At 46.7% G+C, this 25,602-nt stretch carries 23 protein-coding genes, 1 pseudogene and 1 riboswitch; of the genes and pseudogenes, 6 read left to right on the forward strand and 18 right to left on the reverse strand.

All coding sequences use genetic code 11. The features are described 5' to 3' along the window. Positions 1-70: 70 nt before the first annotated feature. Both ACFODW_RS15555 and ACFODW_RS15560 read left to right on the forward strand, forming a co-directional pair. The gene (locus ACFODW_RS15555) at positions 71-859 is read left to right on the forward strand and encodes a carbon-nitrogen family hydrolase (RefSeq protein ID WP_390307711.1); all 789 of its coding nucleotides are present in this window, start codon (positions 71-73) and stop codon (positions 857-859) included. A 99-nt stretch (positions 860-958) separates the two neighbouring features. Continuing rightward, positions 959-2,134, forward strand: a complete 1,176-nt coding sequence (locus ACFODW_RS15560; RefSeq protein WP_390307712.1) for a pyridoxal phosphate-dependent aminotransferase — start codon at positions 959-961, stop codon at positions 2,132-2,134. A 62-nt stretch (positions 2,135-2,196) separates the two neighbouring features. On the opposite strand, the gene ACFODW_RS15565 is transcribed toward ACFODW_RS15560, so the two are convergent. The 5 genes from ACFODW_RS15565 to ACFODW_RS15585 form a co-directional block, all read right to left on the reverse strand. Further along, a complete protein-coding gene (locus tag ACFODW_RS15565; RefSeq protein ID WP_390307713.1) occupies positions 2,197-3,027 on the reverse strand; it encodes a MetQ/NlpA family ABC transporter substrate-binding protein in 831 nt (276 codons plus the stop codon). A 30-nt stretch (positions 3,028-3,057) separates the two neighbouring features. Continuing rightward, positions 3,058-3,717 (reverse strand): methionine ABC transporter permease, encoded by a 660-nt coding sequence (locus tag ACFODW_RS15570; protein ID WP_390307714.1) that lies wholly within the window; start codon positions 3,715-3,717, stop codon positions 3,058-3,060. Continuing rightward, a complete protein-coding gene (locus ACFODW_RS15575; RefSeq protein ID WP_390307715.1) occupies positions 3,710-4,720 on the reverse strand; it encodes a methionine ABC transporter ATP-binding protein in 1,011 nt (336 codons plus the stop codon). Before ACFODW_RS15575 ends, ACFODW_RS15570 begins: the two co-directional genes overlap by 8 nt. Before the next feature lie 75 nt (positions 4,721-4,795). Then, positions 4,796-4,906, reverse strand: a riboswitch (SAM riboswitch). A gap of 221 nt (positions 4,907-5,127) precedes the next feature. After that, entirely contained in the window at positions 5,128-6,120 is a 993-nt protein-coding gene (locus ACFODW_RS15580; RefSeq protein WP_390307716.1) for a hypothetical protein, read from the reverse strand. A gap of 395 nt (positions 6,121-6,515) precedes the next feature. After that, positions 6,516-6,728, reverse strand: a complete 213-nt coding sequence (locus ACFODW_RS15585) for a YjzC family protein (RefSeq protein ID WP_390307717.1) — start codon at positions 6,726-6,728, stop codon at positions 6,516-6,518. 288 nt (positions 6,729-7,016) lie between these two features. Between ACFODW_RS15585 and ACFODW_RS15590 the strand changes: the two genes are divergently transcribed. Beyond that, positions 7,017-7,556: a LysM peptidoglycan-binding domain-containing protein gene (locus ACFODW_RS15590; protein ID WP_390307718.1), complete on the forward strand. Its 540-nt coding sequence runs from the start codon at positions 7,017-7,019 to the stop codon at positions 7,554-7,556. Between the two features lie 84 nt (positions 7,557-7,640). Here the strand turns inward: ACFODW_RS15590 and ACFODW_RS15595 are convergent, their stop codons facing one another. From ACFODW_RS15595 to ACFODW_RS15645, 11 genes and pseudogenes are all read right to left on the reverse strand, one after another. Next, positions 7,641-8,717 carry a Gfo/Idh/MocA family protein gene (locus ACFODW_RS15595; protein ID WP_390307719.1) on the reverse strand — a complete coding sequence of 359 codons (1,077 nt, stop codon included), beginning with the start codon at positions 8,715-8,717 and terminating at the stop codon, positions 7,641-7,643. 97 nt (positions 8,718-8,814) lie between these two features. Next, positions 8,815-9,675 carry a sugar phosphate isomerase/epimerase family protein gene (locus tag ACFODW_RS15600; protein WP_390307720.1) on the reverse strand — a complete coding sequence of 287 codons (861 nt, stop codon included), beginning with the start codon at positions 9,673-9,675 and terminating at the stop codon, positions 8,815-8,817. Further along, positions 9,672-10,682 carry a Gfo/Idh/MocA family protein gene (locus ACFODW_RS15605; protein WP_390307721.1) on the reverse strand — a complete coding sequence of 337 codons (1,011 nt, stop codon included), beginning with the start codon at positions 10,680-10,682 and terminating at the stop codon, positions 9,672-9,674. Before ACFODW_RS15605 ends, ACFODW_RS15600 begins: the two co-directional genes overlap by 4 nt. A 115-nt stretch (positions 10,683-10,797) precedes the next feature. Next, the gene (locus ACFODW_RS15610; RefSeq protein ID WP_390307722.1) at positions 10,798-11,937 is read right to left on the reverse strand and encodes a Gfo/Idh/MocA family protein; all 1,140 of its coding nucleotides are present in this window, start codon (positions 11,935-11,937) and stop codon (positions 10,798-10,800) included. Positions 11,938-11,939: 2 nt separating this feature from the next. Next, positions 11,940-12,797, reverse strand: a complete 858-nt coding sequence (locus ACFODW_RS15615) for a helix-turn-helix transcriptional regulator (RefSeq protein WP_390307723.1) — start codon at positions 12,795-12,797, stop codon at positions 11,940-11,942. Positions 12,798-13,485: 688 nt separating this feature from the next. Further along, complete coding sequence (locus ACFODW_RS15620) at positions 13,486-13,743, reverse strand: DUF1292 domain-containing protein (RefSeq protein WP_390307724.1); 258 nt, start codon at positions 13,741-13,743, stop codon at positions 13,486-13,488. A 262-nt stretch (positions 13,744-14,005) separates the two neighbouring features. Continuing rightward, positions 14,006-16,066 (reverse strand): glucose-specific PTS transporter subunit IIBC, encoded by a 2,061-nt coding sequence (gene ptsG, locus ACFODW_RS15625; RefSeq protein ID WP_390307746.1) that lies wholly within the window; start codon positions 16,064-16,066, stop codon positions 14,006-14,008. A gap of 255 nt (positions 16,067-16,321) precedes the next feature. Beyond that, on the reverse strand, positions 16,322-17,164 hold the full coding sequence (glcT, locus tag ACFODW_RS15630) for a glucose PTS transporter transcription antiterminator GlcT (RefSeq protein WP_390307725.1): 843 nt from the start codon (positions 17,162-17,164) through the stop codon (positions 16,322-16,324). 142 nt (positions 17,165-17,306) lie between these two features. Further along, positions 17,307-18,028: pseudogene (gene nagB, locus ACFODW_RS15635) on the reverse strand (glucosamine-6-phosphate deaminase). Further along, a complete protein-coding gene (gene nagA / locus ACFODW_RS15640) occupies positions 18,028-19,203 on the reverse strand; it encodes an N-acetylglucosamine-6-phosphate deacetylase (protein ID WP_390307726.1) in 1,176 nt (391 codons plus the stop codon). The pseudogene nagB and the gene nagA overlap by 1 nt, the downstream one beginning before the upstream one ends. A gap of 323 nt (positions 19,204-19,526) precedes the next feature. Then, a complete protein-coding gene (locus ACFODW_RS15645) occupies positions 19,527-19,868 on the reverse strand; it encodes a DUF3006 domain-containing protein (protein ID WP_390307727.1) in 342 nt (113 codons plus the stop codon). Positions 19,869-20,130: 262 nt separating this feature from the next. On the opposite strand from ACFODW_RS15645, the gene ACFODW_RS15650 reads away from it, so the two are divergent. Continuing rightward, positions 20,131-21,426, forward strand: a complete 1,296-nt coding sequence (locus ACFODW_RS15650; protein ID WP_390307728.1) for an MBL fold metallo-hydrolase — start codon at positions 20,131-20,133, stop codon at positions 21,424-21,426. A 15-nt stretch (positions 21,427-21,441) separates the two neighbouring features. Beyond that, a complete protein-coding gene (locus ACFODW_RS15655) occupies positions 21,442-21,705 on the forward strand; it encodes a DUF3006 domain-containing protein (protein ID WP_390307729.1) in 264 nt (87 codons plus the stop codon). A 124-nt stretch (positions 21,706-21,829) separates the two neighbouring features. On the opposite strand, the gene ACFODW_RS15660 is transcribed toward ACFODW_RS15655, so the two are convergent. Then, complete coding sequence (locus ACFODW_RS15660) at positions 21,830-23,419, reverse strand: peptide chain release factor 3 (protein WP_390307730.1); 1,590 nt, start codon at positions 23,417-23,419, stop codon at positions 21,830-21,832. 120 nt (positions 23,420-23,539) lie between these two features. Further along, positions 23,540-23,722 (reverse strand): helix-turn-helix domain-containing protein, encoded by a 183-nt coding sequence (locus ACFODW_RS15665; protein WP_390307731.1) that lies wholly within the window; start codon positions 23,720-23,722, stop codon positions 23,540-23,542. Between the two features lie 308 nt (positions 23,723-24,030). On the opposite strand from ACFODW_RS15665, the gene ACFODW_RS15670 reads away from it, so the two are divergent. Then, a complete protein-coding gene (locus ACFODW_RS15670) occupies positions 24,031-25,491 on the forward strand; it encodes a SulP family inorganic anion transporter (protein ID WP_390307732.1) in 1,461 nt (486 codons plus the stop codon). The last annotated feature ends 111 nt before the right edge of the window (positions 25,492-25,602 follow it).

Consider the following 25,602-nt stretch of genomic DNA (forward strand, 5'->3'; position numbering starts at 1 on the left):
GCGAAGCCCTTGCCGGGCAATCACGGCCGTAACGTTTTTATTTATAATTTCTTGGAAAGGTGGATGGTTTATGAAATATGCAATCTATCAGATGGAAGTAGTGCCGGCAGACCCGGAGGAAAATCGGCGTCTTGTAAAGGAATGGGCCGAGGAGGCGGTCAAGCAGGAGCAGCCTGATACACTGGTGCTTCCGGAAATGTGGAATACTGGCTATGCCCTCGATAAGCTCGAGGAGACAGCAGACCGCAATGAAGAGCCAAGCGGATCATTGCTCAGTGAGCTGGCGAAACAGCATCAGGTCAATATCATTGGGGGCTCGATCGGCAACAAAAAAGAGGGCGGGTTTTATAATACCAGCCTTGTTTTCAATCGCAAAGGCGAGCGGGTCTATCAATACGATAAAATCCATCTGGTTCCCATGCTGGATGAACCGGAATTTCTGGCAGGCGGCCGGGAAAAAGCGAGTACGTTTGAGCTGGACGGAATCAAGATGGGCCTGATTATCTGCTACGACCTCCGGTTCCCGGAACTTGCACGGAAGCTGGCACTGATGGATGCCCAAGTTCTCCACATTGTAGCGGAATGGCCGTCAGCCAGGACTGATCATTGGAAATACCTCCAATTAGCCCGGGCTATTGAGAATCAATTCTTTGTAGTGTCCAGTAATGTGGTCGGTTCTCATAAGGGTACGGACTTTGCCGGAAATTCGATGATTATTGACCCATGGGGCAAGGAACTCGCTGTTGGAAGTGATAGCCTTACAGAAACCGTAACAGCCGTCCTTGACTTTTCCGCCGTAGAGAAAATCAGGAAGGATGTACCTGTGTTCGACAGCCGTGTGCCGGAGATGTATGACTGAAACATCTCTGGGGCACGGCTGGATTGCCACTGACCGTACGGCGATGGCAATCCAGCCAAGAAGAAAATATTCATGTACATAGTTTAGGAGAGTGAAAGCATGCAGCAATTTGAGCAATCAGAGGCATTGAAACGGCTGCCTGAACAGTTCTTTGCCAGTTTGGTTCAAAAGGTTCAGAGGCTGAAGGATCAAGGACATGATGTCATCAACCTCGGGCAGGGAAATCCAGATCTTCCTACACCTGAGCATATAGTGGAAGATCTGAAACAATCGGCCGGCATCCCGGAATATCACAAGTACTCCCCATTTCGAGGACAGCCGTTCCTCAAACAGGCGATTGCCGATTTTTATAAACGGGAGTATGGGGTGGAGATAGATCCGGAACAGGAAGTGGCGATTTTGGCAGGAGCGAAGACAGGACTAGTGGAAATCAGCCAATGCCTGCTGAATTCCGGAGATACTGCCCTTCTCCCCGACCCCGGCTACCCGGATTATATGTCCGGAATTGCCCTGGCAGATGCAGAACCTGCGTTCATGCCACTGAAAGCCGAGAATGATTTTCTGCCGGATTACAGCGAAATCTCCGCAGAAAACTTGGATAAGGCAAAGTTGATGTTTTTAAACTACCCGAACAATCCAACCGCAGGCACTGCAACAGAGGAATTTTTCCAGGAAACCATTGACGTGGCTGGGCAGCACAACATTTGTGTGGTCCATGATTTTGCCTATGGTGCGATTGGATTCGACGGCAAAAAGCCGCTCAGTTTTCTCCAGTTTAAGGGAGCCAAAGATGTCGGCGTCGAGATGTATACCTTGTCCAAGACCTACAACATGGCAGGCTGGCGTGTGGCTTTCGCTGTAGGCAACCCTTCAGTGATTGAGAGTCTCAACCTGATTCAAGATCATTTGTATGTCAGCCTGTTCAGTGCTATCCAGCAGGCCGCGGAAAAGGCGCTGTCCAGCGACCAGCGGGCAGTTGAACAGCTCGTGGAAACCTATGAAAACAGAAGAAATGTTTTTATTGAAAAACTTAAGTCCATCGGCTGGAATTTGGGCGCTCCAAAAGGCACCTTTTTCTGCTGGCTCGCTGTCCCTGAAGGTTACACTTCCCAGCAGTTCTCAGACCTCCTCCTGGAAAAAGCCCATGTAGCCGTTGCAGCAGGCAATGGATTTGGCGAGCAAGGAGAAGGATACGTGCGAGTAGGACTATTGGACAGCGAAGAACGGCTCGCCGAAGCTGCGGAACGCATTGGAAAGCTTGGCCTGTTCGGGTGATATTTTAGATTTCACCATGTAAAAAGGCTGTGCGCCCGACAGGGCAGCACAGCCTTTTACACTTATTCCGTCATCCATTGCGGTTTGCCGAAACCTTGGAACTCTTCATCAATGATTGCTTCAAATTCCGGTGATTCGATAACTTCTTTAATATCCTGAGCCCACTCACTATCGAGGTCCTCGGTGTTCACTACGACACGGTTCCGATAGTCATCAGGCATATCTTCAAGTGCCAGAGCGTCAAGCAGATCCATGCCGGCAGCAAGTGCAAAGTTCCCTGGAACAGTTGCCAGGTCTTCACTGTCAGCAGTCCGTGGCAGTTGGCCTGCTTCAATTTCCTTGAACTGCAGGTTTTTCGGGTTTTCTTTGATGTCAGCCAGGCTAGCACGCAGCTGGTCTACCTCTTCATCCAATGTAATGAGTCCTTCATCCTCGAGCATGATCAGTGTGCGCGCCAGATTGGTTGGATCATTGGCAATAGTGATATTGCTTCCTTCTTCAATATCTTCAATGGAGTCATACGTATTGGAATACAGCCCCATTGGTGCAGTCGGTACAATTTTCACTTCGGACAGGTCCATGCCGTTTTCCTCGGCAAATGACTCATAATACAATTTATGCTGGAACAGGTTGGCATCAATGTCGCCGTTATGCAAAGCATTGTTCGGCTGGATATAGTCGCTGAATTCCGTGTTTTCCACCGTGTATCCTTTTTCCTCCAGCAACGGCTTCAATGCTTTATTGACCATATCACTGTATGGTCCGGAAGTGGCTCCGAAGCGGATCGTCTCTTTCTTGCCCTCATCGGCACCAGAAGCACTTTCCTCTCCTCCGCATGCAGCCAAAACTATTAATGCAATCAATGTAAAAATGATTCCTACACTCTTTTTCATCAAATTTCCTCCTCTATGGATATATGTTTTCTATCGCTTATTAACTACCCTGGCAATGAAGTCCCCGGCATATTGAATAACTTGGACTAGCACGATCAGTATAATAACGGTGGTATACATGATGAGGTCATCATAGCGGTAATAGCCGTAGCGGATGGCCAGATCGCCGATACCGCCTCCACCTACCGTCCCCGCCATGGCAGAGAAGCCGATCAGGCTGATGGTCGTGATCGTCACACCGCTGATAATCCCCGGCTTTGCTTCCGGGAGAATGACATCCTTGATGATCATCCATGGTGACGCACCTACAGATACGGCAGCCTCTATTACTCCCTGATCTATCTCCCTTGCCGAGGTCTCGACAATCCGGGCAAAGAACGGGATGGCGGCAACAGATAATGGCACGGCAGCCGCTGTCGGCCCAATGGTCGTTCCAAGCAGGGCATCGGTGACAGGCAGCAGGAAGACAAGCAGAATGATAAATGGTATCGACCGCACCAGATTGGTGACGATGCCCGCTGCAACTTTAACGAACCGGTTCTCCAGGAAAAGCCCCCGATCGGTTACGTATAAGAGGATCCCAAGCGGAAGCCCGACAAAGATAGCTATCCCAAGGGAAATTCCCACCATATATAAGGTTTCAAAGAATGCTTGATTCAGTTCCGGCAGGAGTTCTATCAGTCTATCCATATCGGATCACCTCCACTTGTTGAACCCGCTCTTCCAAATACGCAATCGCTTCTTCCACCTGCTCCTTTTCACCGGTCAATTCCATGATGAACACGCCAAGAGGCATGTCCCTTATATACTCTACTTTTCCGTGAAGGATATTGCCGCTGACCGGGTAGGCCTGCAACATGTCGGAGACGACTGCTTCTTTCGCCAGATCCCCGCGGAACTGCAGTTTCACCAAGGTTCCCTTGCAGTCTTCCAACAGCTTCTCCGGCAAAGTGAATTGCAGGACGGTCTGGATGAAATCTTTAGTAAGTTCCTCTTTCGGATTGGAAAAGATGTCGAACACTTCTCCCTCTTCCACGACTTTTCCATTCTGCATGACTGCACATCGGTGGCAGATTTCCTTCACGACTTCCATCTCATGCGTAATGATAACAATCGTGATGCCAAGTTCCTCGTTGATTTTCTTAAGCAGGCGCAAGATAGACTTGGTCGTACTGGGATCCAATGCCGAGGTTGCCTCGTCGCATAGTAGTACTTTCGGATTATTGGCCAGTGCCCTTGCAATACTGACCCGCTGCTTCTGTCCGCCGCTGAGCTGGGACGGATAATTATCTGCCTTATCAGCAAGCCCCACAAGTTCCAGCAGTTCTTCCACCCGCTTTTGCTGTTCCGCCTTTCCGAGTCCGGCCGCTTTCAGAGCGAACGCTACATTCTCGGCCACTGTTTTGGAAGACACGAGATGGAATCCTTGAAAGATCATTCCGATCGACTGTCTGGCCTTGCGCAGTTCTTTGGCCGGAAGCTTCAGAAGATCAACATCATCAATCAGCACCTCGCCTGCTGTCGGCCGCTCCAGAATATTCATGCAACGCAGCAGTGTGCTCTTCCCAGCACCGCTGTATCCGACAATTCCATAGATTTCCCCGCTATCGATGTGCAGATTCACTTGGTCTACGCCAGTTACCAGCTTTTTCTTGACCTTGTACACTTTCTCTACGTTGCGAAGTTCAATCATGCTGCTCCCCCCCATTCACCTAAACAAAAGCCTCTCTTCCATATGCGAAAGAGAGGCTGAATATCTGTTTTCAAACCCTTATCTTTCAGAATGGATTCGCTCATTCTGCAGGAGGTAGCACCTTTCCGTTTCGGAAGGTTGCTGTGACGTCTTCAGGCCTGTTCCCTCAGTCACTCTTGATAAGCTGTATGTAATTTTCATAGACTTAATACTATAGCCATTCGACAAAAATGTCAACATATTTTCGGAATTTTACAGGAAGTGGTTATTCTCTGCCGAAATGGCGGTTTCGCGGCACTTATAGTATTTCCAGAACCCTCCTCATATGGCTCGTTTCACCATATATATGTGGGGGAGATGCTTCCCGATAGTAGTGCCAACTCTCTCTTACTTCCTTTACGGTATAATTAGAAATATTTCTTGACCTTCCGAGCAGCTTCTTCCGGGTTTTTATAGACGATCGGCTCTTGATGAAGTGTCTGGAAGGCATGGATGCCAGTAGTGCTATGCCCTACCGGAATAATTCTGGCATGGGCAGGTGAGCCTTCATTGGAAAAGGTGAGGGATAGATTGAAACCGTCCAGACCCTCCTGTTCAAGCGTATGGAACACTGCCTTCAGTCCATGGGCGAAGTCATTCCAATCCTGCTGCTTAATATCCTTGATATCTGTGACACCTTTGAAGATCGCTTGAACATCATAATGCCCCTTTGGAGCAAACGCATGGATCCATGCTACGCTGCCTTTTTCCCCAACCCAGCGCTCGCCGCCTTTTTCATGCTCATACAGCCAAGAGAGATACTCGCGTCTGTGATTTTCTTGAAAGGCACGTGATTTCCGGTCAAAGAGACTCTGATAATTGGTGGCCGATTCTGAAACAACCCCATGCAACTGTGGGTGTAGAGTGCTGCCATCCGCTTGCGGCAGGTGGTTCCAATTAACAGAGACATACATTACGTCCTGTTCCGCCCGGAGTACCTGCTGGATATATTGCTGTGCTGCCTGGAATGCATCCTGGATCATTTCCACAGTAAACTCCTTCAGCGGAAGATAATGTTCCTCAGAAACCACAACCACCCCATTATGCTTGCCGTAGGGAAACATATTTGGATATACGACGGCCGATCCCTGCCTGATCCGGCCTTCCGGATTGATTACTTTCTGGAATACCGGTGTCAGTTTCTCCAGATTTTCTGGGCATAGTGGACAATTCTCCCTGCTCTCCTTCATTTGATTACGGTGGTATACCTTTTCCAGCTGCTTCATCCCCGGATCAACAACCAGCCGGGAAGATTCTCCTGTGAGAGGATCAAACCGCACCTCCGTTTTCCGTTCCAGTTTTTCTCCATCTTTCGTATAAAAGCTAAAAACTTCCTCCTGCGTCACAAATAAAGGATCCATCCGCCAAACTCTCCTTTTGCTATGTTATCCTCATCATGTCTATAAACAGCATGATTTATCACATCGTTCCCATAACGGTTAAAGGCACGAGGTTGGGACAAGATTGTTTAATCTAACTTCAATATATGGGGGTAAATTGCCGCTGCGGAAATATGCTCCGCTGATTCAGTGCATCGTTCGCCTTTTGAATTAAATACTTTTAGTTTTGTCCATCCTTGTGCCCAACACCATATGGGGTTTATCTATGTTCCGCGCAGGATTCCCATACATATCTCTCAAAACGGAAGCTCGCAACGCTGCCTGTGCCATACCTCACTAGCCATTCTTAACCTCAGGGTGTTTATTAAACAAAAAGCCGCCCCCCACTGGAGCAGCCTCTTCAACTAGCAGGAAGCTCAGTTATTACTTCTCCCCTGGACACCCGGCTTATGAAGATCGCGCTTCTTGATCCAAACACGGTCCTGGTTGGTGTTCTGCGGAAATTCCTGCCCAGCTTCCATTTCCACCTGCCGCGGGTCATTTACGTTGCTGCCTGTTTCACCGTTTTCTACATAAATGCCATTATTCGGCGCTTTCTGTCCTGCCTTGAACATAGATTGTTCACCCATTATCCACACTCCTCCTGAATTTTCCCTTAGTATGAGTTACTGAGGGAATTATTATGAATTCCTCAGGCGGAGAGCAAAAAAAGAAAAAGGCCCCCTTTCAAAGAAGTGCCTCTCTTGGCAGTGTGGAAATAGTATCCGCCAGCACAAACATGGTTTTTGCCATTTGTTATGGCCGACACGGTTCCATTTCTCCAATTCAATATTTATCAGAATGGATTGCCGGTGGATAGGCACATTGCCCCCGATATCCGAATAGGGTATGTTAACAATGGAAATGAGGTGGAATTGATGAATTATATCGTACAGCCGGGTGACTCTTTGTCCAGTATTGCCCGAAATTTTCATACGACGGCCGATATCCTTCTCTCCTTAAATCCTCAAATTCAGAACCCCGACCTCATCTACCCTGGGCAAGTCATCTTTATACCAGACAATGGAGCATCGGAATTATGCCCTGTGCTGAAACAGGGTGACCGGGGTGCCCCCGTCAGAAGGCTGCAGTATCTGCTGGCCTTTGTTGGCCTATACACCGGGCCCATTGATGGCATCTACGGTCCAAGGACGCAACAGGCACTGCTTACATGGCAGTCTTCCATAAGAGAATTGGAGGTGACAGGGGTGGCGGATGAAGAAACATGGGCATCCCTGGGAGCACAGTGTGAACCGAGGCCAACTGTTACACCTTATATCGTCCGGCCGGGAAGCAGTTTATTCCAAATTGCCCTATGGTTCGGCACTACCGTCGAAGAAATCCTGCAGATCAACCCGCAGATTACCAATCCAGACGTTATCTATGCCGGGCAGGTCATTAATATTCCTCCAAGCTAGAAATAGGGGCTTTATTACCTCATCCTCCCGCAATAAAAAACGACTCAACAAACCAATAAAGGTGTGAGTCGTTTTTAACCATGCTTATTTTGTTACAACAATTGCTTCTTCCTGTGTTTTCAAGCATAATTCTGCTGCTTTAAAAGCATGCTCCTGGGTCATGGCGTTTTCTGTACGGTTCAAACAATCTTTGATCAATTCACCAAAGAATGGGAATCCGACCTCCCCTGACAGTTCATAATGCTTTTCTCCGTCTTTGTTTACCAAATAAAGATGGTCTCCCGATTCCTCGCGTGCTACATCGACATATTTGCGGATTTCGATGGTGCCTTCTGTCCCGGTAATGAACGTCCGTCCATCTCCCCAAGTGCTTAAGCCGTCCGGGGTAAACCAGTCCACTTTGAAGTAAAACGTTGCCCCATTATCTCCAACCAGTGTCGCATCCCCATAATCTTCGAGCTCAGGATATTCTGGATTATTGTAATTGCCGACCTTGCTGTGCAGAACCTCTGCATCTTTGTTTCCTGTATAGTACAAGAACTGTTCAATTTGGTGGCTGCCAATGTCGCATAAAATTCCACCATACTGTTCTTTTTTAAAGAACCAATCAGGACGGCTTGGCGCATTCAAACGATGCGGGCCGAACCCAGTAACTTGGATGACGTCACCAATGGCACCATCCCTAATTAGTTCACCAGCGAAAACAGCCCCTTCTACATGCAAGCGTTCGCTGAAATACACCATATATTTCTGCCCGGTGCGTTCTACTACTTGTTTTGTTTCTTCTAATTGTTCCCGTGTAGTAAATGGCGTTTTATCTGTGAAATAATCTTTGCCAGCCTCCATCACTCTGATTCCTAACGCACTGCGTTCAGAAGGAATTGCTGCTGCTGCTACCAGTTTAATCTCATCATCTTCCAATATTTGCTCCAATGATTCAGCGACTTGTACGTCTGGAAACTTTTCAATAAACTCTTCCACTTTCTTTGCATCGGGATCAAACACCCATTTTAAAGTGGCGCCAGCTTCAAGCAGGCCGTTGATCATACCGTTGATATGGCCATGATCCAATGCCGCGGCCGCAATTTGGAATTCTCCCTCTTTAACGACCGGGTTCGGCTTCCCCTTTGGTGCATAATTCATTCCGTCATTATTACCCATATTCATTCGCTCCTTTGCCAACACAATTTCATGTCTGAGTAATGGAAATAGAAACTAGCAGACTACCAGTTCCTATTTCCAACTTTCTTCATATCTCTTAAAACCAGTCTGAGTATCCCAGCTCTTTCAGGTTTTTAGCGGATGTTTCCAAGCAGTCAAATGGATCTACTCCATAAGTGTCATCTTGTTCAATAAGGAAGTATTGTGCTCCGCTTTCCAGACCCGCTTCCATAATTGCCGGTATATCCAGATTTCCTTCGCCAACCTCAGCAAACTCGATAAGGTTCGTAAACTTATGGAAGAATTTCTCCATGTCCTGCAGATCGTCTTCCTGTACATCCAGTTGACCGATTCGATAATCTTTCAGGTGAAGCAGGGAAATCCGGCCTTTGTATTCTTTCACAAATTCTACTGGGTTGACACCAGCTCTTTGAATCCAATGGACATCCAATTCAAATCCTAATCTTGTCGTGTTGTTTTTCATCAGATCCAGCAAATATTCTCCATCATATTTTTGGAATTCGATGTGATGGGTATGATAGTATAACTCGATTCCATGCTCTGCCAACCGTTCGGCCATTGCTTCTGCTCTGTCAATGAACGCCATGATTTCGTCCTTGTCGCCCATTATACTCAAAGGGAGCATTCCAATGCGGATAAAGTTGCAATCCAATGTTTTGCAATCTTGTACAATTTTATCAAAATCATTGATCAACGTTTCACCGGGTGCGCCCGGAAGCATCGGTTCAAGGCCTGCTGAAAGTGCCGCAATGTTAATATTAAATTCTTCACTGGCACGTTTCAGTTCGGCAACATTTTCTTCGGTCATAGGAATTTGCGAGACTTCTACTGCCCCAAACCCTAGCTCATGCAATTTTTTCATTGTTTCATAGGCACCGATCTCTTCTACCTTATTCTTCAACATCATCATTTGCACTCCGATTTTGCCTTTTGTCATTGGTATACCTCCATTGGGATTATTTGTTTTATTTCAGATGACCTGCGTATGGCACTGATCATTTCCATCGATGTTTGGGCTTCCTTCACATGGATGTAATCATCCGTGTCATTTTCAATGCAGGAGTAAAAGTGGTTGATTAAATTAGCATGGCTTGCCCCATAATAAAATTTCTTGCCTGGAAGCTTTTCATCTTCCATTATTCGCTCTTTTTGGCCGTCTTCACCCGTTGTAGTCAAGATACTATCTTTAATCGTCAGTTTTCCCTTTTCGAGGATGACTTGGAATTCTACCGAGGAATTCACCGCATTTGTCACCGTGGCGAAAAACAGCCCTGTGGCACCGTTCTCAAATTGGATATTTGCTGTAGCAGTGTCTTCTACATCGTATCCATAGTCAAATAGGTTATCGATGGATCCACGGATGGTTTTGATGTCTCCGCCAATAATTTGCATCAGATCCAATGTATGGATAGCCTGGTTGATCATCACACCGCCGCCGGACTGCCTCATGTTGCCTCTCCATGGTTTTTCATCATAGTAAGCCTTTGGCCTGAACCATGTGACCAATCCCTTGATACCTATTACTTTCCCGTACTCTCCGCTTTCTACTAGCTCCCTCAGTTTGAGGAAAGTTGCATTCATTCGGTTTTGGAAGCTGACGCAGATCTTTACATCTGTATATTTTTCCTCCAGATCCACTAAGAACATACCCTCTTCCGCATTCCGTGCCAGCGGCTTTTCTTGAAAGACATGGACACCTTTTTCCACGCAAGCTTTTGTAGCAGGATAATGAAGGTGATGCGGCAGGCAAATATGGACGCAATCCAGTGATTCCTTTTCAAGCATGTCTTCGTAGTTTGTATAAAAAGGCACTCCTGGAACGGCATTCTTCAGTGATTCTTCTATATCACATACCGCTGTCAACTCTGCGTGTGGACTTTCCTCGATAGCTGGTATATGGATTTTTGATATATCACCAAGCCCGATAACTGCTACCTTAAGCATTGGCTATGCCCCCTTCTCAGAAAACTTATCCAGACTGGCAAGAGAAAGTATTAGAAAAATAAAGGATATGCCCTCTATTTTTCTAATACAGATCTTCCTGCTTGTGATCCATTGCTTATTTTTCTTCTATGCGCTTATTCAATTCCTGAAGATATACTTCCTCGTCGACTGGAAGTTCCACTTCTTTACCTAACCAGCTGGACAGGTGGATGGCATTTGCCAAGGCAACTCCGTTGATGCCATCACTTCCCGGAGCAATCAGTGGCTCTCCATCTAGAACATTGGCAGCGAAGTTTTCCAATACTGCTACATGCTGGCCGCCCCAGACACTTTCAAACTCCAATACTTCTGTCTCATAAATATCATCGGTGCTTCCGCCCATGAAAATCTTGGCGACTTCCATCATGCTCATTGTTTTATTCATTTCCGGTTCCGGTGTCTTAAGGCGCTTGACAGTCACTTTCTTGCTGTCGTCCACCACAATCTTTCCATTGTCGCCTAAGATCTCAAAACGGTCGGTTCCGATTACATCATGTGTACATGTTACAAATACACCTGTTGCACCATTTCCATAGTCGAGCAATGTAGTTACTTCGTCTTCTACTTCGATATCTCTTTGGTAACCGTATTTCACGTTGGAATATACCTTCTTCGGCATTCCGGCAATCCATTGCAGAAGATCAAGCTGATGTGGTGCCTGGTTGACCAGCACTCCTCCGCCTTCACCTTCCCATGTCGCTCTCCATGCACTCTGGTCATAGTAGCCTTGTGGTCTCCACCATGTAGTAATAATCCAGTTTGTACGGCGAATATTGCCGATTTCCCCATTATCCACGATTTCTTTTACCTTCTGATACAATTCATTTGTTCTTTGGTTGAACATGATGGCGAATGTTACTTCTGGTTTGGTTGCTGCAAATTCATTCAGTTCTTTTACTTGTTTCGTATAGACACCAGCCGGTTTTTCTACCAATGCATGGATATCCCTTTTGAGAGATTCTATCCCCATTTCAGGGTGCAGGTAATGCGGTACTGTCGTGACAACCGCATCTACGTCCCCGCTATCCAGCATATCTATATAGTTGTCATAGAACGGAACATTCGGATACTTCTCTTCTGCTTCCTTTTTCTTTTCTGGATCGATATCACAGATTGCACCAATCTCCATGTTTTTTACTCTACCTTCAGTGATAAATCCTGCGTAGGCTCCACCTTGGGCTCCTAGACCAATAATACCTAGTCTTACTTTACTCATAGTCAATTCTCCTCACTATATATTTTTAGGCGCATACTGCGGTATTCCTTCGCCGTCACGCCTACTTTATTTTTAAAATAGCGGCTGAAATGCGAAGCGCTTTCAAACCCACTTTCACTAGCAACATCTTTCAAGGACTTCTTTGGTTCTGCTTCCAACAAATATTTTGCCTGCGTCAGGCGGGTACCCATTACATACTCCATAATGGTAAACCCGGTCATTTCTTTAAATACATGTGAAACATAGGATCTGCTGATATTAAGTGCTTCGGCAATAGAATCAATGGTCAATTTCTTCATGTAATTCATTTGAATATAATCTGCAATGTTCTCAGCATGTTCCGCTTTCTCCAATTTTTCACTGGGAGCTTTGATTGATTCCAAATCACCCAGACGATGCACAATCGTCAGAATCTGCAAAAGCAGCGCTTTCATTTCAAGTTCTGCATTCACATCACCTGGACGGAACGCCCGCTTCATCTTTTCCAACCGGCAAATTACTTTCTCCAACTGCTTGGATTCTTCGTTTTCTTTCGTCCGAATCAGGCAATGATGAAGCCTTTCGAACACTTCCAACAGGTATGAGCCACCGATTTCTCCCAATAAACCTTCTATCCACTGTGGTGAAAAGTGAATGATACTGCGAACATATTCACTATTCAGAGGAATATTTGGCTTATGTAATGCCAATCCATCCATCAGCAGAATATCACCAGGCTCCAAATCATAAATTTGGTTATGAATCAAGTACCTGCATGAACCGGAGTGAAATAGATAGATTTCATATTCCCTGTGTGAGTGATAATCGACATGATCCCAAATTTCATGAACCCGATAGTTCACAATTAAAGGTTCATCCAATGAAACTGACCTCCTCTGCGGAACTATCTCTATTATTTCACTTTTTGTAAGCAATTTCATTACCCAATATTGCTAACATTTCGCCAAAAATTGTCTGAGAATGCTTTTTAAAAAACCATACTGGACAATTTCTTGGGCAATTGATGTAAGTGCTTACAAGGTAATTATAAGGCAAACCGGCAGGATAATTCAGGATTATTATTGCAATACCAAGATTAAAATGTGCTTTTTCTATCTTTTTCGACAAGGATTCTAGTTTGGTAGTTGAAAACCAACAGCAGAATGAATTGGCTTGGAAAATTTATTACAAGAAAAGAAAGGGGAGTTGGATGGAAGTCTATCACCGATGGAAGAATCCAAACTAACTTTGTTTTAGTGGAGATACCCGCTTCGGAAAATATGCTTCGCTTTCCGCGGGCGGCTGGTAAGCCTCCTTGTGCTAGCGCACTGCGGGTCTCGCCTAGGCCTGTCCTCCCGCAGGAGTCTCCGCATATTTCCTCCGCTGGTTTACTGCAACACATGCGACTTTTGAGTTTAGTTTTTCTTAAGCCTTAATTTGTTAAGCCTAGGTTTTTCTATATATTTTTGATTCATCTCCCACGAGTAGTTCGAGCAAAAAAATAAGGCTGTCGAGTTCTCACGACAGCCTGGGAGCCTTGCACATGCAGGGCTCTGTAAACAGATTATTTTAAATGGTTTCTCTGAAAGCCGAGGATACCTTTTCGAATTCTTCATCACTGTCCAGTGGAGTGAAGTCTCCCTCCTCGTCGACTCTCAGGAAAAAGATGTCGATGTCTTCCTCGGACTCCTCTTGAATGTCCTCTACAAACCCGACGGCTACATACTGTGTGCCATCTATATCTTTTTTCGCCAGCACCTCCGCCTGGTGTTCCTGTTCACTTTCCTCGGTGATGGTGAAAATTTCACCTACTTCTACGTTATCCATGCAGCTTCACTGCTCCTTTTGATAAGATTTCCTGCAAATTCTGCAGAATAAAAGTTCTTATACTTCTTTTATTTCCAAAGAAGGGGAGGTTCATGCAGGGTAGAGGCATAAATTTTAACCGGCAGCTGAAAGGAGCATGGACAGGGACTGGGACAAGAGCGTTCACTCAAGGAAATCCCGAGCTAATTCAAAATCTTGTTTTTAATGGACATATATGCTTTTCGCTTCCTCTAAGCTATTATGCCACAGTCTCTATCCTCTACTATTCAATAGAAATGATGTTTTTCTGTTCGCGATCGATATTCCCATCTTGGTTCAGTACGACTTTTTCGCCATCCTTCAAGTTGGTGAATACAATCGGTGTAATGGTCGATTTGGCATTTTTGCCGATGAAGCTCAAGTCTGCCTTCAAGATCAGCTGGCCTGCTTCTACAATATCGCCTTCTTCCACCAATGCTTCGAATCCTTCGCCTTTCAAGTTGACGGTATCAAGACCGACATGGACAAGGATTTCCCTGCCGCCATCGGACTGGATGCCGATTGCATGCTTTGTCGGGAAAACGTTGACGATTTTTCCATTGACTGGAGAAACGACCTGTCCTTCTGCAGGCTCGATGGCAAATCCGTCACCCATCATTTTTCCTGAGAATACTTCATCTGGTACATCAGTAACCGGAATGATTTTCCCTTTCAGGGGAGAAATGATGTCTTCATGGACGAAATCATTTTGCAGCGCTTCTGGATTGACTTCCTCAATCTGCTGCTGTACTTCCTCCTGCTGGTCGGTTTCCACCGGGCGAGGAGTCTTTCCTGATATGATATCCTGCATTTGTCCTTTAATTGTTTCAGAACGTGGTCCGAAAATGGCTTGGATATTGTCGCCCACTTCCAGCACACCGGAAGCCCCCAGCCTTTTCAGCTCCTCTTTGTCTACGTCACTGATTGAGTTTACAGACACACGAAGACGGGTGATACATGCATCCAAATGGGAAATATTCTCCTGTCCGCCCATCGCATGCAGAACATTATAAGCAAGTTCTCCTTTTCCCGCTTTTCCTTCCATTTCCTTCTCCTGCTCTGCATCCGCTTTTTCACGGCCTGGTGTCATCAAATCAAACTTATAGATGAAGAAACGGAACAGGACGTAGTAGACAACAGCGAATATCAGACCGAGCACTATGGCAATCCACCATGGTTCTTGTCCCGGCAGGATGCCGAAGAGTATAAAGTCGATGGCGCCGCCAGAGAAGGTATAACCGATATTCACATCAAACATGGCCATCAGCACAAAGGCCAAACCATCAAGTACGGCATGAATGAAGAACAGGACCGGTGCAATAAACAAGAACGAGAATTCCAGCGGTTCTGTAATCCCGGTCAGGAATGAGGTCAATGCCGCCGAACCAAGCAAGCCGGCAACCGCCTTCTTCCTTTCCGGACGTGCAGCATGGTACATGGCAAGTGCGGCTGCAGGGAGACCGAACATCATGATTGGGAATTCACCAGCCATAAAGTTACCGGCTGTAATCTCCACACCATCCCTGAGCTGAGCAAAGAAGATAGTCATGTCGCCTCGGACAATATTTCCCGCTGCAGTAGTATACGAGCCGAATTCATACCAGAACGGTGCATGGAATATGTGGTGAAGACCGAACGGGATCAACAACCGTTTAATGAAACCGAAGAAGAACACAGCCAGATAGGTGCTTTCCTCCATCAGCCAGTGGGACGCACTGTTCATGGCTTCCTGGATTGGAGGCCAAATAATCATGAGCAGCAGTCCGGCTACAAATGATACAGCCGCCGTCATGATCGGCACGAATCGTTTACCGGCAAAGAAACCGAGGAATGACGGCATTTCGATATCATGGTAGCGCTGATAACAGAACGCCGCAATCAGCCCGACGATAATTCCGCCAAACACCCCTGTCTGCAGGGTAGGTATGCCAAGAACATTTGCATACCCCGGGTCGGACTCCACCATCTCCGGTGTCACTCCGATCCATGAGCCCATCACTTGATTGAGCACCAAGTAACCGACAAGCGCAGCAAGTCCCGCTGCACCATCTGCTGCCAAACCGATTGCTACACCGATGGCAAAGATAAGCGGAAGATTGTCAAAAATGATTCCGCCAGCATCTTCCATTACCGTGGCCAGAAGCTGTATCCATCCTGCTTCCAAGAACGGAAGATAATTAAGCATGGTATCCTGCTGGGCTGCATTACCGAACCCGAGCAGAAGCCCCGCTGCCGGCAGCAAGGCCACTGGCAACATCAGTGCCTTACCGACTTTTTGCAGGACACCAAAAGCCTTTTTCATAATAAAACCTCCAGTTAGTAAAGTAAGCGCTTAAAATGAAGCAGCATAGGAAAAGGAGAATGCCTAAATCCCTCCTAAACCCCAAAACACAGGCACAAACTGGCCCAGGAATTTACAGTTTTTTGGAACCATTAAAAAAGGCATGAGTAAAAAACCAGTCAACTACAAGTATGGGAGATATACTTCTCCTCCATACTTTAGACAGTTGATGATTTCCCACTCATGCCTGATCGAATCAGTTACACGTAAGAAAAATTATTATTCAAATTTAGTGCTAAGCCGCTGCAGATGCATCGTCAGATAAACCGCTTCTGCATCGTAGACGGGCTTCTTGAGTGCTTGCTGCATCACTTTAATCAGCTTCCAGGACAAATTATAGCACAACGGATACTCCGTTTTCAAGAGACTGGCGATTTTTGCCGGTTCATCCAGCTTTTCTCCCTGAAGTACCCGTTCAATGGTAAAACGGAGATGCCTGACAAGCCGAATGTATTCTACCCCGTCTCGGTTAATCGTAATACCCAGCTGCCGCTCGGTCAGATCAATCAATTCTGTGACGAGCTGGGAGTATTGATTGATATCGGAAATCGTCTTATTGGTAATCGCACTGTGGATATGGAGAGCGACAAAGCCTACTTCCCCTTCCGGAAGGTTAATTTCCAGGGACTGGTTGATGTAGTCCACTACGTCGGACGCTATCTCGTATTCAGCCGGATACAAGGCTTTCGTCTCTTTCAGGAAAGGATTCCTTATTTGCATCCCCCTGTTTAGCCGGTGGATTGCAAACATTAAGTGATCCGTGAGGGCCACATGCACCTGTTCATTGAGGATTGCATCTGTCCGCCCGCGGATCATCTCAATCGAAGAAATGATGGCATCCATCGTCTCTTCCTCCATCTGCGGCACCAGCTGTTTATACTGCTCCTGCTCTTCTTGGCTTCGGAGGACAAATAACTTTTCAATCGTCTCTGCTTGTATCCTGTCTTTTTTCTTTTTATTAAAACCGATCCCTTTGCCGATGACAACGACTTCCTGCTGGTCTTCGCCTTCTGCGATCAGCACATTATTATTTAAAACTTTATTGATCAAATAGCTGCTCACAATTTTTATCCCCTTAAGCCTGACAGATTACTGATTGATCATACCACCGTATATGCGATTTTTCCAGTGGTCAGATGGACATTGATTTGGACGGAAAAATTAGCAGCATTAAAAAACCGGGAGGATCTCCCGGTTTGATGCATTATTTACCCAAGGCCTTCTGATCGACGATAAGTTGGACATTCGGATGCTGATGAAGGATGGAAGCAGGAAACTCCTCACTTACTTCTCCCTCCACCAGCCGTGCGAGTGCTTCCCTTTTATTCTCACCTGATACAAGCAACAGTATTCTCCTGCTGTCCATGATGGTGGCAATTCCCGCAGTGATTGCCTGTTCCGGCACCTCCTCCAGAGAGGAGAAGAACCTGGCATTTGCCTTTCGGGTGGAGTCTTTCAATGTTACTACATGTGTTCTGCTGCCAAAGGATGTGCCCGGTTCATTGAAGCCAATATGGCCGTTCATGCCCAGGCCGAGAAGCTGCACATCCACATAGCCGGCATTCCGGATTTTTTGTTCATAATCCCGGCATTCCTTCTGCAGATCGTCTGCCGCCCCATTTGGCAGATGGGTATTGGCCCTTGATTATCTACATGTTGAAAGAATTTTTCCTTCATATAATAGTGATAACTGTTGGGGTCGTCCTCACTTATTCCGACATATTCGTCGAGGTTGAAGCTGGAGGTATTCTTAAAAGAAAGATTACCTTGCTCAAACTGGCGGATCAAAAATTGATAGACCCCCTCCGGCGTGGACCCTGTCGCCAAGCCGAGCACTGGATGTGACCGCTCTTTCACCTGCTCCATGACGATTGTTCCAGCCTTTTCACTCATTTCTTGATAGTCTCTCACTTCTATGATGTCCATTATTCCTGCTCCTCCCGATACCCTATCACTCCACGGCAGATAGTATATTTGATATTCAACTCATCATCCAGAAGCAGCAGGTCGGCATCCTTGCCAACTGCAATGCTGCCCTTTCGATCAAACATACCAAGCTGTTTGGCCGGATTGGCGGATGCCATTTGAGTGACAGCCTCCAGTGTCGCTCCTTCAAGCCCCAGCATCCTTTTTGCACCATCTTTCAGTTTCAGGATGCTTCCGGCCAATGTTCCATCCTCAAGTACGGCACGGTCTTCCGTCACCTTCACCGGCTGGCCGCCAAGTTCATAATCACCAGGAGATAAACACTTGGCCCGCATGGCATCGGTGATCAAGATCAGCCGCTCGGGGCCGACATTCTTATAAATAATCTCCAACATCTCTGGAGCAACATGAATGCCGTCTGCAATCAATTCAGCCCTAAGATCCTTGAGCTGAAATGCAGCACCGACCACTCCGATGTCCCTGTGGTGAATGCCTGACATGGCATTGCATAAATGAGTAACCTGACGGACACCCGACTCGACCGCCCTCTTCATTCCAGCAAAATCTATCCCGGTGTGGCCCGCTGAGACATTGATCCCCTCATCCGCCAACATGCGGATGAATTCTCCATCGGCATCATGCTCAGGTGCCATGGTGATTGTTTTTATCCGATGGCCCGAAATTTCCTGCCATTTCCGAAAAAGGGAAAGATCCGGCTGGATGATATGCTCCACAGGCTGGGCGCCCGCCCGTTCCTTCTCCACAAACGGCCCTTCCAGATGCACACCAACCATTTCGGCATGCCCGGGCTTCATCTGATAAGAAGCAACATTGGCAAGTGCCTGTTCAATGGCTTCCTGTGACTGGGTGATAGTAGTCGCCAGAAAGCTGGTGGTCCCTTCCTCCGGCAGCACACTTGCAATGGAATCAAGCGCATCTTCCGTAGCATCCATAACATCTGCACCATTCGCTCCGTGGATATGTCCATCAATGAAACCCGGAACAGCCTGATAGCCGCTGCCATCAATGAAATGGGCATTCTGCGGAAATTCCGATGGCGGCTGTTTATATATTTCAGCAATCCTGCCATTGTCTAAAAGTATGGAGCCATTATGGATGACTTCTTGTTCCTTGTGGATGGTCGTATTATGAATGAACAGCTTTCCCAACAGCATCCTCCCCTTCCTTGCCACCGTTCTTTATCAGCTACTTAAAGTCTAAACTGCAGAAGCATTTCTATCAAGTGATTGGAGAGACAGATAATGTTCTGTGGTGTTGATGGGATTAAGGGGGGGATTGCATGCTGGGGATGTGGATGTAGGACACGAGTTGGGGTACTTGGCGCCCGAGTGGGAGCGGGGGGGCACAAGTTGCGGTGCTTGGCGCCCGAGTGGGTGGGTGTGAGGCACGTGTTGCGGTGCTTGGCGCCCGAGTGGGTGTTGGAGGGAACATGGTAATTTATATGAGTGTTAATTTATTTCCTTACCCTCTCTGGTGTTCATCTCCATTTTGCCTTTAACCTTTCCAGCATATCCCGTGCTGCTTGTTCTCTTTCTTCTGTTAACTCATAATCGATTGCTACATTTGCAAGTGTTCCATTCTCTAACTCGATATCCAGCCAGACACCGTCTCTCGTACCTTCTGGAAGATCAGCTGCAGGGACAACGATCTCTGCTTCATCGTTTTCCATGAGGATAACAGCATACTCCCCTTCCATGCGGTCGACAACTGCTTTCACACTGACCGAGACTCCATCTTGTTGCAAAGGATATCCGGAGAGCAATGTGGACAAATGCAATAGGGACGTCAGCAATATTTTTCCTGCGATAATATGGGTCATAATCTCACCTCCTTTTTTTCCATTATTTCAGGGTTTTACCAAAAGCGCATCTTGCCAAAATATAGAATTGGCCTCAAAAAACATAGATGAACTGCAATTTCATATAGGAAAAACAGCAAAACCAAATGATGTAATCATGAGAAATCTATAATTCATCCTTTTTCAAATTAATTTGCCTGGGCTATGGAATTAATCTGCTAGAATCTGGAATAAGAGTTTGATAACCTATAAAATAAATAATAGACAGACGGGAGGTAGGGAATTGTACCGGAGAGTTTTCATGCCAATCATATTTGCCTTCCTGCTAGCTGCCTGTGGGGAGGAGACCGGGCAAGACACATCAGAAAGCGCAGAGCAGGCAAATACAGGAGAAAATCAGACGGAAGAAGTTCAGGAAGAGGAAAACGAGGAACCGGAAACAACTGAAGGAGAAGACATAGAGACAGACAATAACATAGAAGCCGAGACTCCTGCAGACGAGCCAGATGAATCGGCAAGTAATGAGCCGTTATCCGACCTGGAGGTTCATTATATTGATGCCGGACAGGCGGATGCTACCCTGCTCCAGTATGAAGATGGCAGTGAGGAATACAGCATCCTCTACGATACCGGCGACTGGCGCAGCAATAACGTGGTTCAATATCTGTCCACACAGGATATATCAGAGATTGATGTCCTCGCTATAAGCCATCCGGACGCGGATCATATCGGGCAAATGGAAGAAATCATCGGCACCTATCCAGTGGGAGAGGTATGGATGACTGGAAATGAAAGCACCTCCCAGACTTTCCAGAGAGCAATGGAGGCGGTACTGGCAAGTGATGCAAGCTATGAGGAGCCACGGGCAGGCGACGAGTTTGCCATCGGGCCGCTGGAAATTGATGTCTTATACCCTGATACCATCTCCGGCAACAGCAATGAGGAATCTCTCTCATTGAAATTCACCTATGGGGACATCGAATTCCTGTTCACCGGGGATGCGGAAAGAGATGGAGAGCAATATATGATGAACAGTGAAATAAGTGTGGACGCAGACATCCTGCAACTGGGACACCACGGCTCCAACACATCCAGCGCTCCGGCCTTCATCGATGCGGTAGACCCCGAAGTGGCAATCTACAGTGCCGGTGAAAATAACAGCTATGGACATCCTAGTCCGGAGGTGGTTTCGGCCATCCAAGACAGGGACATTGAATTGTATGGCACCGACATCCATGGGACAATTGTAGTTACCACGGACGGCCAGGACTACAGTATTGCTACCCGGGCGGACGGCACCATCAGTCCGGAAAGCACTGGTGCCACCGAGCAGACGGAAACAGAGCAAGCGGAGGATCAAACGGAAGCGGATGGAGAACAAAGTACAGCAGATGGATGCATAAATATCAATGAAGCGTCAGAGGAAGCAATCCAGGAAATCATCCATATCGGGCCTGAGCGTGCAGGTGAGCTTATTGAACGCCGCCCTTATAACTCAGTGGAAGGCCTGGAACGCATCAATGGCATCGGCCCAGCCAGGATAGACGATATCAAAGCCGAAGGAAAAGCATGTGCATAGAATAGGAGGAAAAAAATGAAAGGCATAGTGGACCGATTTGAGGATAATGATAAAGCCGTCATTCTCCTAGAAGAAATCAAGGAAGAGCTGATTGTCGATCGGAGTGAGCTTCCAGCTGGAAGTGATGTAAATACAGTACTTCGGGTGGAGGAGCGGGACGGCGAATACCGTGTGATGTCAAAGGATGAAGAACAAACCGATGAACAGTCCGGCAAATCATCCGACCTAATGGCCAAGTTACGTGCAAAAAGCAAGGGAAGCAAATTTAAGAAGAAGTAGATTGGGCAATTTTTGAGCATGGCGGCGTCCAGTGAACGGCGGTGAGGCACGAGTTCCTGCTTTGGCGCCCGAGTTTTTTTAGAAAGCAAATAAGCGCAGCCGCTCCGGCTGCGCTTATTTGTTTCTACTCATGTGCCTGATCGTAGGCATTCACTTCAAACAGATCGATCAGTTCAATATCGGGATGCTTGTCGCGGAACCAATTAAGGGAGAACTCATTTTTGAACAGGACTACTGGGTTGTTTTCCCGGTCCCGTACAAGCATATTCCGCTCATCGAAAAGGGAGTCGTCGACTTGCTCCTCTTTCATCCAGCGTGGTATTCTGTCGCCGATCGTCTCGAGAAGCACTTCGACATTATACTCATTTTTCATCCGATATTGGAATACTTCATACTGCAATTCGCCGACGGCACCCAATATAAATGATCCCCCTCGGCTGCCATGGAAGAGCTGGATGGCTCCTTCCTGTACAAGCTGTTCGATCCCTTTATAGAACTGCTTCGATTTCATGACGTTTTTGGCGGAAACACGCTTGAACTGCTCTGGCGGGAACTGGGGCAGTTCGTTATATTCAAAGCCGCCCTTGCCTTCTGTCAGCGTATCACCGATTTGATACATGTTCGGATCATAGATGCCGATGATATCACCCGCATAAGCTTCCTCTACTGTATCGCGTGAGGAGGCGACAAACTGTTGGGATTGGGCAAGCTTGAGTTGCTTGCCGGTCCGTGACAGAGTGACACTCATTCCTCGCTCGAATTTGCCCGAGCAGACACGCAGGAAGGCTACACGGTCACGGTGGGCAGGGTTCATATTTGCCTGGATCTTAAAGACAAAACCGGAGAAATCCTGATTATCCGGGGAAACAAGTCCTTCCGTTGATCTCCTCGGAGCAGGAACTGGCGCCATGTTTATGAACGTATCGAAGAAAGTGTCCACCCCAAATGGCGCCAAGGCACTGCCGAAGAACACCGGTGTCTGTTCACCAGAAAGTACGGAATCCAAGGAAAAATCATCTCCTGCTTCTTCCACTAAAGAAAACTCGTCCTTAGCAGCCTGGTACGATCCTTGGGAAACGAGATCCTCATATTCCGGCTGATCCAGTTCGCTATATGGAATGTAGGTCTCCTCTTCGTTTCCGTTATATTGAATGAACCGCTCATTCTGCCGGTCAAAGATACCGAGGAAGCGTTTGCCCATCCCAGCCGGCCAGTTCATCGGGTACGTGCCGATATCCAGCACTTCTTCAATTTCCTCCAAAAGTTCTAGAGGCTCTCTGCCCTCCCTGTCCAGTTTGTTAATGAATGTAAAAATCGGGATGCCACGCATGCGGCACACCTTAAATAGCTTGAGCGTCTGAGCCTCGATCCCCTTTGTGGCATCGATGATCATGACCACACTGTCCACTGCCGTCAGCGTCCTGTACGTGTCCTCACTAAAATCCTCGTGGCCTGGAGTGTCAAGAATATTTACCCGATAGCCGTCATAGCGAAAGTTCATGACACTGGAAGTAACGGAAATTCCACGCTGCTTCTCAATTTCCATCCAGTCCGATGTCGCAAACTTTCCGGACTTCTTTCCTTTTACTGTCCCTGCCGAGCGAATCAAATTACCGAACAGCAAAATTCGTTCGGTAAGCGTTGTTTTCCCAGCATCTGGGTGGGATATGATGGCAAACGTCTTCCGCTGGCCAACTTCATCTCCAATACTCATGTTAAAAAATTCCCTTCTCTATATAGTAAGCACTCGCTTGTACTCTTCTCTTTAATTTGGACCGGAGCTTTCATCTGCCGGCACAACGAAGGCCCCCAAGCAAGGGGGCCCGGTCTGTATTTATAATCTTTCTCCATTTTTCAGGCGTTCAATAAATTCGTTCAGATCTTCCTTCTTGACTCTCCAGTGCCGGCCAATTTTAAATCCGGGAATCTTCCCGTCCTGCACCAGTTTATAAGTGGTCATTTCACTTAGCTGCAGATATTCTGCCACTTGCGAGACCGTCATGATTTCCCTTTCCATAAAAGTGCCTCCAAATTCCTAACATACCACCATCATACCATAAACCTTGCCCTTTTTTAATAACTTTATCAGTCAATTATACTCAGTTATAAAACATTATACTCATTATAAAGAAAAAGTGCATTTTATAGATTTGGCATGAAAATAGAAGTAAAGTGGCGAATTTGAAAGCATATGGTTAATGTTCGCGTTTTCTTAGCATTTTGCAACCAACAAAGCCTATGGTATGATTCGTGTTATTGAAAGCGGAAATGACTTCTGTCAGGGGCAGAAGTAATCTATAACTATATTAAAGAGAGGTGCTTTTATTGGATATACAAACAATTAAGCAACAATGGTTCGGCAACGTCCGAGGCGATATTTTGGCCGGGATTGTTGTAGCGCTGGCGCTGATTCCGGAAGCTATCGCTTTCTCCATCATCGCCGGTGTCGATCCGATGGTCGGATTATACGCATCCTTTACGATGGCAGTCGTCATCGCATTCGCCGGAGGCAGACCGGGAATGATTTCTGCCGCCACTGGTGCCATGGCTCTGCTGATGGTCGACCTTATTGCTGATCATGGACTACAGTATTTACTTGCAGCAACTATTCTTACCGGTATTATTCAGATTTTATTCGGTATCTTTAAATTGGCGAAAGCAATGAAATTTGTACCGCGTTCTGTCATGGTAGGCTTCGTCAATGCTTTAGCAATCATGATTTTCATGTCGCAATTGCAGCATTTTGTCGGCGAAACATGGGTAATGTACGCGTTGGTGGCATTGACTCTTGCTATCATCTACCTTTTCCCCAAAGTAACCAAGGCAGTACCTTCCACTTTGGTCGCGATTGTGGTAGTTACCGCTATTGCGATCTTCGGAAATTTGGGAGTGGGTACGGTTGGTGATATGGGTTCCTTAACCCAGCAGCTTCCGGTATTCCTGATTCCATCCATTCCGTTTACATGGGAAACATTGATGATCATCTTCCCATATTCCCTATCTTTGGCGATTGTCGGCCTGCTTGAGTCCTTGCTGACTGCGAATATCGTTGATGATATGACAGATACAGAGAGCAACAAGAACCAAGAAAGCCGCGGACAGGGTATTGCCAACGTGGTTACCGGATTTTTCGGCGGGATGGCCGGCTGTGCGATGATCGGCCAGTCCGTCATCAATGTAAAATCCGGTGGTAATGGACGTCTTTCAACCCTGGTAGCTGGTGTCTTCCTCATGTTCCTGATTATCGCCCTCGGCGGTGTGGTGGTTCAGATTCCAATGGCAGCTCTTGCCGGTGTCATGATCATGGTATCGATCAGTACATTTGACTGGTCCTCTGTCAAGAATCTTGGCAAGCTCCCTAAGACGGATGGCGCTGTCATGGTGACTACTGTTGCGATTGTGCTTGTCACCCACAACTTATCCATTGGTGTACTTGCAGGTGTACTCTTGAGTGCTATCTTCTTCGCCGCTAAAATTTCTAAGGTGAAAGTAACAGAAGAACTGGTTTGGACGGAACAAAAGAAAATCTACCATGTAGACGGACAGCTTTTCTTTGCTTCTGTCAATGATTTCCCAGGGAAGTTCAATTATACAGATACAGTCAAGGAAGTAGAAATCGACCTGACAAACGCCCACCTCTGGGATGACTCGGCAATTGGAGCACTTGATAAGATAGAAATGAAATTTGAGCAAAACGGCATTCACGTTTCCTATACAGGCTTGAATGCGGAAAGCAAGCAGCTGAAAAGCAAGATCGGCGGGCTTTCCAACGCATCCGGGCACTAGAATGACGAAAAAGCCAGCCTGTCCCATAAGATTGGGACGGCTGGCTTTTTGATCTGTTTTGTTAAATAGCGGAAAAGTAATGCTTAGAATATAAGAGAGAGAGAGAGAGAG

The organism is Virgibacillus sediminis, from assembly GCF_042643265.1.
GTDB classification, from domain to species: domain Bacteria; phylum Bacillota; class Bacilli; order Bacillales; family Amphibacillaceae; genus Virgibacillus_O; species Virgibacillus_O sediminis.

What these genes read in the sequence shown, in the direction of transcription:
- ACFODW_RS15565 (WP_390307713.1), bottom strand. Translation starts at nt 3,027, where the DNA reads ATGAAAAAGAGTGTAGGAATCATTTTTACATTGATTGCATTAATAGTT.
- ACFODW_RS15570 (WP_390307714.1), bottom strand. Translation starts at nt 3,717, where the DNA reads ATGGATAGACTGATAGAACTCCTGCCGGAACTGAATCAAGCATTCTTT.
- ACFODW_RS15610 (WP_390307722.1), bottom strand. Translation starts at nt 11,937, where the DNA reads ATGAGTAAAGTAAGACTAGGTATTATTGGTCTAGGAGCCCAAGGTGGA.
- ACFODW_RS15655 (WP_390307729.1), top strand. Translation starts at nt 21,442, where the DNA reads ATGAAAGGCATAGTGGACCGATTTGAGGATAATGATAAAGCCGTCATT.
- ACFODW_RS15575 (WP_390307715.1), bottom strand. Translation starts at nt 4,720, where the DNA reads ATGATTGAACTTCGCAACGTAGAGAAAGTGTACAAGGTCAAGAAAAAG.
- ACFODW_RS15645 (WP_390307727.1), bottom strand. Translation starts at nt 19,868, where the DNA reads ATGACCCATATTATCGCAGGAAAAATATTGCTGACGTCCCTATTGCAT.
- ACFODW_RS15590 (WP_390307718.1), top strand. Translation starts at nt 7,017, where the DNA reads ATGAATTATATCGTACAGCCGGGTGACTCTTTGTCCAGTATTGCCCGA.
- ACFODW_RS15555 (WP_390307711.1), top strand. Translation starts at nt 71, where the DNA reads ATGAAATATGCAATCTATCAGATGGAAGTAGTGCCGGCAGACCCGGAG.
- ACFODW_RS15605 (WP_390307721.1), bottom strand. Translation starts at nt 10,682, where the DNA reads ATGCTTAAGGTAGCAGTTATCGGGCTTGGTGATATATCAAAAATCCAT.
- ACFODW_RS15665 (WP_390307731.1), bottom strand. Translation starts at nt 23,722, where the DNA reads ATGGAAAGGGAAATCATGACGGTCTCGCAAGTGGCAGAATATCTGCAG.
- ACFODW_RS15600 (WP_390307720.1), bottom strand. Translation starts at nt 9,675, where the DNA reads ATGACAAAAGGCAAAATCGGAGTGCAAATGATGATGTTGAAGAATAAG.
- ACFODW_RS15660 (WP_390307730.1), bottom strand. Translation starts at nt 23,419, where the DNA reads ATGAGTATTGGAGATGAAGTTGGCCAGCGGAAGACGTTTGCCATCATA.
- nagA (WP_390307726.1), bottom strand. Translation starts at nt 19,203, where the DNA reads ATGCTGTTGGGAAAGCTGTTCATTCATAATACGACCATCCACAAGGAA.
- ACFODW_RS15595 (WP_390307719.1), bottom strand. Translation starts at nt 8,717, where the DNA reads ATGGGTAATAATGACGGAATGAATTATGCACCAAAGGGGAAGCCGAAC.
- ACFODW_RS15620 (WP_390307724.1), bottom strand. Translation starts at nt 13,743, where the DNA reads ATGGATAACGTAGAAGTAGGTGAAATTTTCACCATCACCGAGGAAAGT.
- ACFODW_RS15585 (WP_390307717.1), bottom strand. Translation starts at nt 6,728, where the DNA reads ATGGGTGAACAATCTATGTTCAAGGCAGGACAGAAAGCGCCGAATAAT.
- ACFODW_RS15580 (WP_390307716.1), bottom strand. Translation starts at nt 6,120, where the DNA reads ATGGATCCTTTATTTGTGACGCAGGAGGAAGTTTTTAGCTTTTATACG.
- ACFODW_RS15560 (WP_390307712.1), top strand. Translation starts at nt 959, where the DNA reads ATGCAGCAATTTGAGCAATCAGAGGCATTGAAACGGCTGCCTGAACAG.